Origin of the sequence: Nocardioides sp. zg-1228, from assembly GCF_017086465.1 — a bacterium.
GTDB lineage: Bacteria > Actinomycetota > Actinomycetes > Propionibacteriales > Nocardioidaceae > Nocardioides.
The window spans coordinates 1931231-1944048 of record NZ_CP070961.1; the positions used below are offsets into that span (position 1 = coordinate 1931231).

General features: G+C 73.7%; 15 protein-coding genes and 1 pseudogene. 9 read left to right on the forward strand and 7 right to left on the reverse strand.

Annotation, left to right across the window (positions count from 1 at the left end):
* The first annotated feature begins 46 nt into the window (after positions 1 to 46).
* Genes def through JX575_RS09220 form a run of 4 tightly spaced genes read left to right on the forward strand, consistent with a single transcriptional unit; the run spans position 47 to position 3264 of the window.
* Positions 47 to 592: a peptide deformylase gene (def, locus tag JX575_RS09205; protein WP_186342122.1), complete on the forward strand. Its 546-nt coding sequence runs from the start codon at positions 47 to 49 to the stop codon at positions 590 to 592.
* Positions 592 to 1533, forward strand: a complete 942-nt coding sequence (gene fmt / locus JX575_RS09210; protein ID WP_186342123.1) for a methionyl-tRNA formyltransferase — start codon at positions 592 to 594, stop codon at positions 1531 to 1533. The genes def and fmt overlap by 1 nt, the downstream gene beginning before the upstream one ends.
* Complete coding sequence (locus JX575_RS09215; protein ID WP_186342124.1) at positions 1530 to 1943, forward strand: MmcQ/YjbR family DNA-binding protein; 414 nt, start codon at positions 1530 to 1532, stop codon at positions 1941 to 1943. The genes fmt and JX575_RS09215 overlap by 4 nt, the downstream gene beginning before the upstream one ends.
* Positions 1936 to 3264 (forward strand): transcription antitermination factor NusB, encoded by a 1329-nt coding sequence (locus JX575_RS09220; RefSeq protein WP_186342125.1) that lies wholly within the window; start codon positions 1936 to 1938, stop codon positions 3262 to 3264. The genes JX575_RS09215 and JX575_RS09220 overlap by 8 nt, the downstream gene beginning before the upstream one ends.
* 13 nt (positions 3265 to 3277) lie before the next feature.
* On the opposite strand, the gene JX575_RS09225 is transcribed toward JX575_RS09220, so the two are convergent.
* A complete protein-coding gene (locus JX575_RS09225) occupies positions 3278 to 4012 on the reverse strand; it encodes an AAA family ATPase (protein ID WP_186342126.1) in 735 nt (244 codons plus the stop codon).
* A gap of 168 nt (positions 4013 to 4180) precedes the next feature.
* Between JX575_RS09225 and JX575_RS09230 the strand changes: the two genes are divergently transcribed.
* Together JX575_RS09230 and ligD are read left to right on the forward strand one after the other, a co-directional pair.
* The gene (locus JX575_RS09230) at positions 4181 to 5278 is read left to right on the forward strand and encodes a hypothetical protein (protein WP_186342127.1); all 1098 of its coding nucleotides are present in this window, start codon (positions 4181 to 4183) and stop codon (positions 5276 to 5278) included.
* Positions 5279 to 5314: 36 nt separating this feature from the next.
* Entirely contained in the window at positions 5315 to 6289 is a 975-nt protein-coding gene (gene ligD, locus JX575_RS09235) for a non-homologous end-joining DNA ligase (RefSeq protein ID WP_186342128.1), read from the forward strand.
* A 36-nt stretch (positions 6290 to 6325) separates the two neighbouring features.
* Here ligD and JX575_RS09240 read toward each other — a convergent pair whose 3' ends face one another.
* On the reverse strand, positions 6326 to 6556 hold the full coding sequence (locus JX575_RS09240; RefSeq protein ID WP_186342129.1) for a hypothetical protein: 231 nt from the start codon (positions 6554 to 6556) through the stop codon (positions 6326 to 6328).
* A 171-nt stretch (positions 6557 to 6727) separates the two neighbouring features.
* On the opposite strand from JX575_RS09240, the gene rpe reads away from it, so the two are divergent.
* A complete protein-coding gene (rpe, locus tag JX575_RS09245) occupies positions 6728 to 7390 on the forward strand; it encodes a ribulose-phosphate 3-epimerase (RefSeq protein ID WP_186342130.1) in 663 nt (220 codons plus the stop codon).
* A gap of 154 nt (positions 7391 to 7544) precedes the next feature.
* On the opposite strand, the gene JX575_RS09250 is transcribed toward rpe, so the two are convergent.
* Complete coding sequence (locus JX575_RS09250) at positions 7545 to 8420, reverse strand: hypothetical protein (RefSeq protein ID WP_186342131.1); 876 nt, start codon at positions 8418 to 8420, stop codon at positions 7545 to 7547.
* Positions 8421 to 8480: 60 nt separating this feature from the next.
* Between JX575_RS09250 and JX575_RS19885 the strand changes: the two are divergent.
* Positions 8481 to 8596, forward strand: a pseudogene (locus tag JX575_RS19885) (hypothetical protein); the annotation flags it as partial.
* A gap of 625 nt (positions 8597 to 9221) precedes the next feature.
* Here JX575_RS19885 and JX575_RS09255 read toward each other — a convergent pair.
* The 3 genes from JX575_RS09255 to JX575_RS09265 form a co-directional block, all read right to left on the reverse strand.
* Complete coding sequence (locus tag JX575_RS09255; RefSeq protein ID WP_186342132.1) at positions 9222 to 9593, reverse strand: hypothetical protein; 372 nt, start codon at positions 9591 to 9593, stop codon at positions 9222 to 9224.
* 122 nt (positions 9594 to 9715) lie between these two features.
* Positions 9716 to 9943, reverse strand: a complete 228-nt coding sequence (locus JX575_RS09260) for a DUF5703 family protein (RefSeq protein WP_179620627.1) — start codon at positions 9941 to 9943, stop codon at positions 9716 to 9718.
* 32 nt (positions 9944 to 9975) lie between these two features.
* Positions 9976 to 10923, reverse strand: a complete 948-nt coding sequence (locus JX575_RS09265) for an aldo/keto reductase (RefSeq protein WP_186342133.1) — start codon at positions 10921 to 10923, stop codon at positions 9976 to 9978.
* A gap of 64 nt (positions 10924 to 10987) precedes the next feature.
* Between JX575_RS09265 and JX575_RS09270 the strand changes: the two genes are divergently transcribed.
* On the forward strand, positions 10988 to 11812 hold the full coding sequence (locus JX575_RS09270; protein WP_241005401.1) for an undecaprenyl-diphosphate phosphatase: 825 nt from the start codon (positions 10988 to 10990) through the stop codon (positions 11810 to 11812).
* 22 nt (positions 11813 to 11834) lie between these two features.
* Here JX575_RS09270 and corA read toward each other — a convergent pair whose 3' ends face one another.
* Positions 11835 to 12812 (reverse strand): magnesium/cobalt transporter CorA, encoded by a 978-nt coding sequence (gene corA / locus JX575_RS09275; RefSeq protein WP_186342135.1) that lies wholly within the window; start codon positions 12810 to 12812, stop codon positions 11835 to 11837.
* Between the last annotated feature and the right edge of the window lie 6 nt (positions 12813 to 12818).

A 12818-nucleotide genomic window follows, 5' to 3' on the forward strand; every position in this document is an offset into this window, starting at 1 on the left:
CCCAGGCCCCACCGTCCACCTCGTCCACCTCGTCCAAGGGAGCTCCGTGGCCGTCCAGCCCATCCGCCTCTTCGGTGACCCCGTGCTCCGCCAGCGAGCGATCGAGGTCGACGACTTCGACCGCGAGGTCCGCCAGCTCGTCACCGACCTCACCGACACCATGCTCGCCGCGCCCGGTGCCGGCCTCGCGGCACCGCAGATCGGCGTGGGCCTGCGCGTCTTCACCTGGAACGTCGACGGCGAGGTCGGCCACCTGGTCAACCCCACCCTGGAGCTCTCCGAGGAGACCCAGGACGGCGCCGAGGGGTGCCTGTCGCTGCCCGAGCTGACCTACGACTGCATCCGCGCCCTGTCGGTGGTCGCGACGGGGTTCGACATGTACGGCGAGCCGCAGCGCATCGTGGCCTCCGACCTGCTCGCCCGCGCGATGCAGCACGAGACCGACCACCTCGACGGGATCCTGTTCATCGACAAGCTCGACACCGCAGCCCGCAAGGCGGCGATGAAGGAGATCCGCGAGTCCGACTGGTTCGGCCTCGAGCGACCGACCGTCCGGGTCAGCCCGCACGCCACCCACGGACTGGGCCTCTGATGCGCGTCGTCTTCGCCGGCACTCCCGAGGTCGCCCTGCCCGCGCTCGACGCGATCGCCGACAGCCGCCACGAGCTCGTCGGCGTCGTCACCCGCCCCGACGCCCCCAGCGGCCGCGGTCGCAGGCTGGTCGCCAGCCCGGTCGCCCAGCGTGCCGAGGAGCTCGGCGTCCCCGTGCTCAAGCCCGAGCACCCGCGCGACCCCGAGTTCCAGGAGGCGCTCGCCGCGCTGCGCCCCGACGCGTGCCCCGTGGTGGCCTACGGTGCCCTGCTGCCGCAGTCGGCGCTCGACCTGGTGCCGCACGGGTGGATCAACCTCCACTTCTCCGTGCTCCCGTCCTGGCGCGGCGCCGCGCCGGTGCAGCACTCGCTCTGGGCCGGTGACGAGGTCACCGGCGCCACGACGTTCCGCATCGTCAAGGCGCTCGACGCCGGACCCGTCTTCGGGGTGATGACCGAGCGGATCCGCCCGACCGACACGGCGGGCGACCTCCTCGCCCGGCTCGCGGAGGGCGGCGCCGGACTGCTGGTGCAGACCCTCGACGGGATCGAGGACGGCACCCTCGAGGCGCGTGAGCAGCCCGAGGACGGCGTCTCGTTCGCGCCCAAGATCCTGGTCGAGGACGCCCGGGTCGACTGGACCCACCCCGCCGTCGCCATCGACCGCCAGGTGCGCGCGTGCGACCCCGCGCCGGGCGCGTGGAGCACGTACGAGGGCGAGCGCATCAAGCTCGGCCCCGTCCGCCCGGTCGATCGGGACGCACTGGCTCCCGGCGTCCTCGAGGTCACCAAGAACGCCGTCTTCGTCGGCACCGCCACCACGCCGGTCGAGCTGGGCCAGGTCAAGGCCTTCGGCAAGAAGCAGATGTCCGCGGCCGACTGGGCCCGGGGCGTACGCCTGCAGTCCGGGGCGACGCTTGGCGAGGCGGACGTGCCGTCGTGACCAGGCCGGCCTGCCCCGAGGACGTCGACGCGATCTGCGGCGGCCTGCCGGAGACCGAGCTGGGGATCTCGTGGGGCGACCGGCCGACCTGGAAGGTCCCTCGCGGCGAGAAGGGCAAGGGCTTCGTGCTCTACCGGGCACCGCACAAGACGGCGGTCGACCCCGAGACCGGCGAGATGTGGGACGACCTGGTGGTCATCACGACCCCGACCGAGGTCGAGAAGAACGCGCTCGTCGCGGACGAGTCGACCCCGTTCTTCACCATCGACCACTTCCGCGGCCACAGCGCCGTGCTGGTGCGGCTCTCGCGGCTCGGGGAGATCGACCGCGACGAGCTGGAGGAGATCATCACCGACGCCTGGGCCGCCAAGGCGCCCAGGAAGCTGGTGCGGGAGCACCTCGGTGACTAGCCGACGCCGGCCGGTCGACAAGGCGCGCCGTGCCGCGCTCGACGTCCTGACCGCCGTGCGCGTGGACGACGCGTACGCCAACCTCGTGCTGCCCCAGGTGCTGCGCAAGCACGGGCTCGACGGCCGCGACGCCGGCCTGGCCACCGAGCTGGCGTCGGGCGCCATCCGGATGCACGGGCTCTACGACGCCGTCATCGACGCCTGCCTCACCCGTCCGCGCCTGCAGCCCGAGGTGCGCGACGTGCTGCGGCTCGGCACGCACCAGCTGCTCTCCATGCGGGTGCCCGACCACGCCGCGATCTCCACCAGCGTCGACCTCGTCCGGGCGAGCGTGGGCCAGGGCCCGGCGGGGCTGGTCAACGCCGTGCTGCGCACCGTCAGCCGCCGCGACCTCGCCGGGTGGGTCGCCGAGGTCGCGCCCGATGCGGCGACCGACCCGCACGGCCACCTCGCCGTGGCCCGCTCCCATCCCCGCTGGGTGGTCGACGCGCTGGCCGAGGCGCTCGGCTCCGACGACGAGCTCGACGCGCTGCTCGAGGCCGACAACGCGGCCCCGCGGGTCACCCTCGTCGCCCGACCCGGCCTGGCGAGCGTCGAGGAGCTCGAGGCCGCCGGCGGCACCCGCACCGGACGCTCGCCCTACGCCGTCACGCTGACCGGTGGCGACCCGGGTGCCGTCCCGGCCGTCGCCGAGGGCCGCGCCGGCGTGCAGGACGAGGGGTCCCAGCTCGTCGCGATCGCCCTCGCCGACGCTCCGCTGGAGGGCCGCGACTCCCGCTGGCTCGACCTGTGCGCCGGCCCCGGCGGCAAGTCGGCGCTGCTCGGCGCCCTCGCCGCTCGACGCGGAGCCGTGCTCCTCGCCAACGAGCGCCAGCCCCACCGTGCGGCGCTCGTCGCGTCGGCCCTGCGGGCACTGCCCGACGGGACCGCACACGTGGTCGCCGGCGACGGCGTCCGGCCGGCGTGGGTGCCGGGCACCTTCGACCGCGTGCTCGTCGACGCCCCCTGCTCCGGGCTGGGCGCGCTCCGACGCCGACCCGAGTCGCGCTGGCGGCGACGGCCCGACGACGTCGCGGAGCTGGCGGGCCTCCAGCAGGCGCTGCTCGACGCCGCGCTGGAGTCGGTGCGACCCGGCGGCGTGGTGGTCTACGCGACCTGCTCGCCCGTCGTCGCCGAGACCACCGAGGTGGTGCGCTCGGTGCTCGCCCGACGCGCCGACGCCGACGAGGTCGACCGCTTCCAGCTCTGGCCGCACCGCGACGGCACCGACGCGATGTTCGCCTCCACCCTGCGGCGCCGGGCCTGGTCCGACAGGGACTGACCGGACGCGGACCTCAGTCGTCCTGGAGGTGCCGCAGGTAGGCCCACGGGTCGGCGAGGTAGCGACGCCAGTGCTCCACCACCTCGAGCTCGTCCCAGGCCGCCTCGCGCAGCCCCCACGGCCCGGCCTCCAGGATCCGCGCCCCGGGCATGGCGGCCAGCACGGGGGAGTGCGTCGCGCACAGCACCTGACCGCGTCGCGCGACCACCCGCTGCAGGGCCGCGACCAGGCCCAGCGTCGAGGAGAACGACAGGGCGGCCTCCGGCTCGTCGAGGCAGAAGAACCCCGGCCCGGTGAACCGCGACTCCAGCACGGCCAGGAACGACTCGCCGTGGCTCATCTCGTGGAACGCGATGTCGCCGCCGAGGTCCTCGACGTAGGAGTACCACCCGTGCATCGTCTCGGCCCGCAGGAAGAAGCCCCACCTGCTCGCCCCGGCGCCACGCACCAGCTGGAGCGCGTCGCTGAGCGGCGACTCGGTGGGCCGTGTCGAGTGCCGGCTGTGGGTGCTGCCGCCCTCAGGCGAGAGCCCGAATGCCACGGCCACTGCCTCGACCAGGGTCGACTTGCCCGAGCCGTTCTCGCCGACGAGGAAGGTGACTCCCGGCCCCAGGTCGAGCCCCTCGTTCATCACCTGGGCGACGGCGGGGACGGAGGCGGGATAGCGGCCGGGAGCGAGCTCGTGGTCACCGCGCGCCTCGATCCGGCGTACGGGATGGCGGGCAAGGTCCTCTCCCCGCAGTGGCATGGCGACAACCTAGCGAGCGCGATCGGGCTCCGGCCGAACGGCCCGGGGCGGGTCACCATCGGGGTGACTTCGAGACCCGGAAGGTTCCCATCCGCGTGACGGACGCGCATGATGGGACACAAGCTCGGCGCACCGCCAAGGGCGTGCCGTGGCACGAGAGCAGGGGACATGCGGGTGCGCAGGATCTGGGGGGCCGTCGCCGCCACCGCCGTGGCGGTGACGCTGGGGACGTCCCTGTCCGGTCCCGCCGGCGCCGAGGGCGGCTCCCACACGCTGTCGGGTCCCGCCACGGGCGACCCCGATCTCTACCTCACCTACGTCCGTTGCGACGACCTCATGGCCGACGCGGCCGCGCCCGGCTCCCGCATCAACCTCGGTCCCTACGCCGCTCCGCTCGGCCGCCGCTCGCTGGGTCTCGTCCCGGCCGGCGGGGGCAGCGCCTCCGGGCCCTACGCATCGTTCCCGTCGCTGGCCCGCCTCGACTCCTCGGTCGCGGTCGCGGCGACGGGCGGCAGCTCCGGCGTCTCGTGGGTCATGGCCGTCACACGGCAGAGCCCCCGGGGCACCGCCTGGCGCGGCCGGGCCGCGCTCTCGGCGCCGCCCGGGGGGTGGACGACCGTGTCGACCTCCGCGACCACCTACGACTGGGCGCTGGTCGACCTGGCCTCCGGCAGGGTGCTCGACCGCGCCGGGACGGCGACGCCCGCGGGCTTCGCCGCCGAGCACGGTGACGGCCCGGGCTTCGCGATCACCGGCTTCGGCTGCGACGGCCGGGCGTTCAACCTCGACGCCGTGCGCGCCTCCGGGTCCACCCTCGACTTCGAGGGCGTCTCCCTCACGACCACCGTGGCCGCCGGCAGGCAGCAGGTGCAGGCGGGCCAGGAGGTCGAGCTCACCGGACGCGTCACCGACGCCTCCGGACGCCTGACCGGCGACCCGCTCGTGCTCGAGTCCCGCTCGCCGGGCCGCCAGTGGGCCCCGGTCGGCAAGCCCGTCCTCGCCGGCCGCGACGCGGTCTCGCGCGTCGTCGTCCCCGTCTCGGCGACCACCGACTACCGCTGGCACCGCCCCGAGAGCCAGTACGCCGACGAGGGCTGGTCGGACACCGTGACGGTCAGCGTCGCGCCGCAGGACGGCCCCGAGGGCCAGGCAGGCGGCCAGAGTCAGGGCGGCGGCCAGGGTCAGGCCGGCGGCCAGGGCAACGGCGGTGGCCAGCCGGGCGAGCAGCAGCCCGAGCCCGCGTCGGAGACCCCCACCTCGCAGTAGCGCGCCGGAGCCGCCCGTCCCGGCTAGGCTCCTGACGTGCCGTCGCCGTTCACCGAGATCGAGGTCGACGACCGCGTCGTCAAGGTCACCAACCCCGACCGCGTCTACTTCCCGCCCACCTCGGCCGCGCCCCAGGGGGCGACCAAGCTCGACCTCGTCGAGTACTACCTCGCCGTGGGCGACGGTATCGTCAACGCACTCCTCGAGCGCCCGTGCATGCTGCACCGCTTCCCCAAGGGCCTGGCCGGCGACAAGGTGCACCAGAAGCGGCTGCCGGCCGGCGCCCCGGACTGGGTCGAGACGGTGCAGCTGTTCTTCCCGCGCTGGAAGCGCACGGCCGACGAGCTGTGCGTGACCGAGCTGGGCAGCGTGATCTGGGCGGTGCAGATGTCGACCGTCGAGTTCCATCCGTGGAACAGCCGGCGCTCCGACACCGAGAAGCCCGACGAGTGGCGCATCGACCTCGACCCCGGCCCGGAGTGCCCCTGGGAGGTGGTGCAACGGGTCGCCCACGTGGCCCACGAGGTGCTCGACGAGCTCGGCGCCGTCGGCTTCCCCAAGACCAGTGGCGGGTCCGGGATGCACGTGTACGTGCGGATTTCACCCGACCACGGCTTCCAGGACGTACGGCGTGGCGCGCTGGCGTTCGCGCGGGAGGTCGAGCGGCGCGCCGGGGGAGAGGTCACCACCGCGTGGTGGCGCAAGGATCGCGACCCCTCGCAGCTCTTCGTCGACTACAACCAGAACGCCCGCGACCACACGATCGCCGCCGCCTACTCGGTGCGTGGCGTGCCGGAGGCGCGCGTCTCCGCGCCGGTCCGGTGGGACGAGGTCGACGACTGCGTGCCCGACGACTTCACCCTCTTCACGATGCCCGCGCGGTTCGCCGAGATCGGTGACCTCCACGCCGACATCGACGACCACCCCTTCGACATCGCGCCCCTGCTGGCGTGGGCCGACCGCGACGAGGCCGCGGGCGCGGAGGCGCCTCCCGAGCCCGAGGACGCGTAGTCCCCAGCCCCACCGACCGCGGCGGCCTGACGTCCGTCAGCGGGTCGTGGGCGAGCGCCGACCCGCTGCCCTGACGCGACGGACGTGGGCCTCCCACTGGGCCCACGTCATCGTCTCGTCCATGTCCCAGTCGGGGTGGTCGAGCGCCGTGGAGGAGACCGCCGCGGTCGCCTGCAGCGCGGGTGCGCCGGCCATGACCGCGCGGTAGACCATGTACTCACGTCGCGTGAACACGCGGTCCCGGGCGTCGCGGGCAGCCGAGCTCATGGCGGGCGACCCTACGTGAGGACTCGCCTCCTGGCCACGCCTCCAGGGCGGTGGTGCGTCGCCGGGCAGCGCCACCACGATGCCCGCCCGGGAGCAGTCGATCGCCACGGCCCCCACGGGTCGGGGACGACCCGGGACCGTGCGGCCCGGCGTAGTCACTAGGCTCGTCCCGTGGGCATCCAGATCACGCCGAGCATCCTCAACGCCGACCTGTCGCGCCTCGCCGACGAGGTCGCCCGGATCCCCAGCGCCGACTGGGTCCACGTCGACGTGATGGACAATCACTTCGTCCCCAACCTCACGCTCGGCCTGCCGGTCGTCGAGGCGCTCGGCCGACACGCGAGCCAGCCCCTCGACGCGCACCTGATGATCGAGGACGCCGACCGGTGGGCGCCGGCGTACGCCGAGGCGGGCTGCGCGTCGGTCACCTTCCACGTCGAGGCGACGCGGGCGCCGGTGCGGCTCGCCCGCGAGATCCGGGCGCAGGGCGCCCGCGCGGCGATGGCGCTCAATCCGGCGACGCCGATCGAGCCCTACGAGGCGCTGCTGCCCGAGCTCGACATGGTGCTCGTGATGACCGTGGAGCCCGGCTTCGGCGGGCAGAAGTTCCTCGACCTGTGCCTGCCCAAGATCCGCACCGCCCGCGCGCTCATGCGCAAGCACGGCGTGGAGACCTGGCTCCAGGTGGACGGCGGGGTGTCGCTGGAGACCATCGAGCGCTGCGCCGAGGCCGGGGCCGACGTCTTCGTCGCGGGCTCGGCCGTCTACTCCGCCGACGACCCCGACGCCATGGTGCGCGAGCTCCGCGCGGCCGCGGAGGCCGCCGCGACCTGAGCCGGCCGTCGGGGTGGGGGCGGTCCGCGGATCGGCCGCATGACCGAGGCTGACGAGTTCGCAGGGCACGCCCGGCCAGCCGGCGGGCTCTCGTCGGTGAGCCCGGTGGGGCGCACGGATGGCCCCTTGTTGCGAATCGCGTGCGGCAAGGGGACTACGGCACGCTGGCGGCCTCCTCGCTGGGTGCCTCCACCTCGCCGTGCCGCGCCAGGCTGACCGCACCGCAGACCGAGAGCAGGAAGCCGGCGGCGGCGACCGGTCCCCAGCCGGCCCGCGTCTGGTCGCCGAGGAGGAAGAGCCCGACCAGCGCCGGCCCGACCGTCTCACCGACCACCAGCGGCGCGGTCGCCCGGGTGACGCTGCCGCGCTGCAGGGCGATCGAGTAGGTGAGCATGGCCACCCCGCCGGCGACCGCCAACGCATAGGTGGCCGGACTACGCAGCAGGGGTCCGACCTCGTCGAGGAGGTGCTCGGGGGAGAGGTCGCCCGGGAGGATCCGGGAGGCCACCGCGGTGACGCCGTACGCGAGGCCGGCGACAGCGCCCAGGGCGGTGGCGCCCGCCGCACCGCGGAGCCGGGCCAACGGGACCGCCGCCAGCCCGAGGAGCACGGCGGCGACCAACGTCCCCCACTGCTCGGCGCGGCTGACGTCCACGCTGCGGTCCTCGGTCGCCGAGACCCCGACCAGCACGAGGCCGGCGACCACGACGACCAGGCCGATCCTGTCGAGCCGGCGCAACGGCATCCGCAGGAAGACGGCGCCGAGGATGGCGGTGATCGCCAGGAAGCTCGCCACCACCGACTGGACGACGAAGAGCGGGAGGCTGCGCACCGCCACCAGGCTGAGCAGGAAGCCGAGCCCGTCGAGGCAGACGCCCAGCACGTACCGCCAGTTTCGCAGCAGTCGGACCAGCAGCCGGGGGTCCAGCCCTTCGACCGGGGCGGCGCTGCGGCTGGCGAGCGCCTGGAGGATCGAGGACACGCCGTAGCACCAGGCGGCCCCTGCTGCAGCGACCAGTCCCGCGAGCACCCTGCCACGATAGCCCGACAGACTCTGGTCGCCCGGGGGTCCCTCGTGGATCCTGACCAGATGCGGGGCATCGACGGGGAGGGGCCTCAGGAGGACCGGAGGCACTCCGCCTCCGTCCTCGACGGCTGGTTGCTCCCGGGCGGGTTCCGGGCCGACTGGCTGGCCGCTGCCACCTACGACCGCCGGGTCGGACTCTCGCTCTTCACGGGGCAGTTCACGCACCGCTCGACGCGGACGTCGACGTCGAGCGCGACTTCGTGCTCGCGTCGGTCCAGCGTGCGGTGCCCTCGGCCGGGCTCTCGGTGATCACGAACTTCTCCTCCGGCTACCACCACCGCGACGGGGGAGGGACCGGATCCGGACGGACGGGGACCTGCCGGTCCTCGACCTGCGCGGCACGCCCGGGCCCGACCCGGAGCCGACGGTGAGTCCGCGGCGATGCCCTCCGGTGGTGGCGCTGGGCGCGGGGGTCGCCGTGGGCAGGTGGCGCGGGACTACGCGCTGGGGCCCCGGGAGGCCACGGCCGGAGGGGGTGCCGGAGGGGGTGCCGGATGAGGCGCCGGCTCAGGCGGCCCACCCGGCGCGCGTGCTGGCGCGCGTGCTGGCGTTGACCGGCACCCTGGCAGGGTCCTGTGCTCCGGCTTCGTCCTCGACTGGGTGCTGCGCGGGTTCGAGGGGATGACTCACGTCGTGAGCGAGCTCGCGGCCGTGGGCGAGCCGTACGCGGTGCTCCTGCGCTCGGCCGACGGGCCGGTGAAGGGCGTGCCGGGCTCCTCGGGCTGGTGGCTCCGACGACGCGCGTCAGTGCAGGCCGCGGTCGTCGACCTGCTGGCTGCGCAGGTGCGAGCCGTGCCGCGTCTGCTCCTCCAGCCGCCGGTGGTCGGCCACCAGGGTCCCGCCCTCCAGCTCGTCGGCGCGCGCCTGCACCTGTTCGAGCCGCGTGATCCAGGAGTCGACCTCGCGGGCGACGTCGTCGAGCCGCGCGGCGGGCAGCACGATCGCGTCGCCCTCACTCCGCAGTCCGGGCTCGGCGGATGCCAGCCCGTCCACCTCGTAGGTCGTCAGCGGCCGGGTCAGCCGGATCCGCACCGGGTAGGTCTCGCGGTCCACGTCCGCCGGGTCGACCGCGAGCTCGACGATCCCGAGTGCCGGCCTGTGCTTGCGTGTCGCCATCTGCGTCGTCCCCTCACCGGGTCCGGGGTGGCCCCGTCCCTTCGAGTCGACCACCCGAGTCGGGGGACGTACATGGGGTCCGGACCCCATCGACGTAGACCGAGGTCCGCGGTGCTGTCGGGTCAGCCGGCGAAGAGGGTGAGCCGCTGGCGGATGATCTTGCGGCGCAGCACCACGCGCCGCTTGCCGTCGTTGCCGATGCGGAGCCGGTCGAGCTCCCAGCCGCCGTGCTCGGCCCGCTCCACGAGCACCCGGGTCACCACGTTGCGGGAGAAGTCCTTGGGGAGCACGAGCGTCTCGAACTCCCACTCCACGCCACGCCCGGGCGGGCGGCGCTGGATCCTCGCCATGTCTTCTCTCCCTTCTCGCGGGGGGTGAGACGTCAGTCGGTGGACACGTCGTCGAGGGCCTCGACGATCTCCGGTGGCAGGGTCAGCTCCTCGGTGCCGAGAGCGCCGTCGAGCTGGGCGGCGGTGCGCGCGCCGACGATCGGTGCGGTGACCCCGGGGCGGTCGCGCACCCAGACGAGGGCGACCTCCAGCGGCGACCAGCCCAGTCCGTCGGCGGCGCGGGCGACGGCCTCGACGATGCCGCGGGCCCGCTCGTCGAGGTAGGCGCCGACGAACCGGCCGAAGTGCTCGGTGGCGGCACGGGAGTCGGACGGGGTGCCGGTGCGGTACTTGCCCGTGAGCACGCCACGGCCCAGCGGCGACCAGGGCAGCACGCCGAGGCCGAGCGCCCGGGCCGCGGGCACGACCTCGTGCTCGACGTGCCGGTTGAGCAGCGAGTACTCCACCTGGGTGGAGGCCAGTGGCGTACGCCCGGGGACCGCGCGCTGCCAGGTGGCGGCCTGGGCCGTCTGCCAGCCGGTGTAGTTGGAGACCCCGACGTAGGACGCCCGGCCGGAGCTGACGGCGAGGTCGAGGGCGCTGAGGGTCTCCTCGAGCGGGGTCTCGTCGGTCCACACGTGGACCTGCCACAGGTCGACGTGGTCGACGCGCAGCCGCTTGAGCGAGGCGTCCAGTGCGGTCAGCAGGTGGCCGCGCGAGGTGTCGGTCACCCGCTCGCCGGTGCGGCGCGAGATGCCGGCCTTGGTGGCGAGCACCAGGTCCGCACGGGCGACGACGTCGCCGACGAGCGTGCCGATGAGCTCCTCGCTCGCACCGTCGCCGTAGCCGGCGGCCGTGTCGAGCAGGGTGCCGCCGGCCTCGGCGAACGCGACGAGCTGGTCGCGTGCCTCGTGCTCGTCGGTGTCACGGCCCCAGGTCATGGTGCCGAGGCCGAGCCGGGAGACCTTGAGCCCGGTCGCGCCGAGGGAACGCTGCTGCATGGGGGTGAGGGTAGCCACGGGTGGTGCGCGGATCACACCTGACTCGCCCGTAGGCTCGTCCCCCGTGACCGATCTCCTCAAGGCCGTGGTCCTCGGCGTGATCCAGGGACTGACCGAGTTCCTCCCGATCTCGAGCAGCGCCCACCTGCGCATCTACCCCGAGCTCTTCGGTTGGGGCGACCCGGGAGCCGCCTTCACCGCCGTCATCCAGATCGGCACCGAGCTGGCCGTGCTCATCTACTTCCGCAAGGACATCTGGCGGATCGGCAACGCCTGGGTGCGCTCGCTGTTCAAGGCCGAGTACCGCGGCAGCTTGGACGCGCGGATGGGCTGGTTCATCATCGTCGGCTCCCTGCCGATCGTGGTCCTCGGCGTGCTGCTCAAGGACGTCATCGAGCGCGACTTCCGCAACCTGTGGATCATCGGCTGCACGCTGATCGTGATGGGTGTCGTGCTGGGCGTCGCCGACCGCGTCGGACGCACCGACCGGCCGCTGCGCAAGCTGACGCTCAAGGACGCGCTGCTGATGGGGGGCGCCCAGGCGCTCGCCCTGATCCCCGGGGTCTCCCGCTCCGGCGCCACCATCTCGATGGGCCGCCTCCTCGGCTTCGAGCGCGAGGCCGCGACCCGGTTCGCCTTCCTGCTCGCCATCCCCGCCGTCGTCGGCGCCGGGCTGTTCGAGCTGAAGGAGATCCCCCACGGGCACAACGACTTCGGCTGGGGACCGACCCTCACCGCGACGGTCGTCTCCTTCGTCGTCGGCTACGCCGCCATCGCCTGGCTGCTGCGCTACGTCAGCACCCGCTCCTACACGCCGTTCGTGGTCTACCGCATCCTGCTGGGCGCCGGCACGCTGATCCTGCTCGGCGCCGGGGTGCTGGCCGCCTGACCGGGTCGGGTCACCGGACGGGTCACAGCCAGCCGGACCGCTTGAACCAGACGATGAGAACGATCGCGGAGCCGACCATGAGCAGCAGCGCGAACGGGTAGCCGTAGGTCCACTGCAGCTCGGGCATGTGGGTGAAGTTCATCCCGTAGATCCCGGCGATCAGGGTGGGGACCACGATCACCGCTGCCCCGGCGGAGATCTTGCGCATGTCGTCGTTCTGCTGCACCGAGATGCGGGCGGTGTGCGCGTCGAAGGCCGTCGACAGCAGGGCGTCGAGGTTGTCGACCACCTCGGCGACGCGTTGCAGGTGGTCGACGACGTCGCGGAAGTAGGTGGCGGTCTCGGCCGTGATCCGGTCGTCGCCACCCGCCTCGAGCTGGCGCATCGGCTCGCGGAGCGGGAGCACGGCGCGCCGGACCTCGGCGATCTCGCGCTTGAGGACGTAGATGCGGGAGGAGTCGTCGGTGCGCATGGCGGAGAACACCGAGGCCTCGACCTCGTCGACGTCCTCCTCCAACGACGCGCCCACGCGCTCGTACTCGTCGACGACCCGGTCGCAGATGGCGTAGAGCACCGCCATCGGCCCGTGCTCGAGCACGGTCGCCCGGCGCTCGAGGTCGCGGCGCGCGTCGGCGAGGTCGAGGCCCAGGCCGTGGCGGACGGTCACCACGAAGTCCGCGCCGACGAAGACGTTGATCTCGCCGGTCTCGACCGCGTCGTCCTCGTCGACGTACCACAGCGTCTTGAGCACGAGGAACAACGTGTCGCCGTAGCGCTCGAGCTTGGGCCGCTGGTGGGAGTCGCCGGCGTCCTCGACCGCGAGCGGGTGGAGGTCGAACTCCTTGGCGACGCGCTCGAGCTCCTCGGGGCTCGGGTCGTGCATGCCGATCCACTGGAAGTCGCCGGAGTCGCACGGCACCCGGGCGATGCCCAGGCTCTGGTCCTCGCCGCCGAGCGGGACCCGCCTGCCCTGGTGGTAGTACGCGTTGTCGACGATCACCCCTCG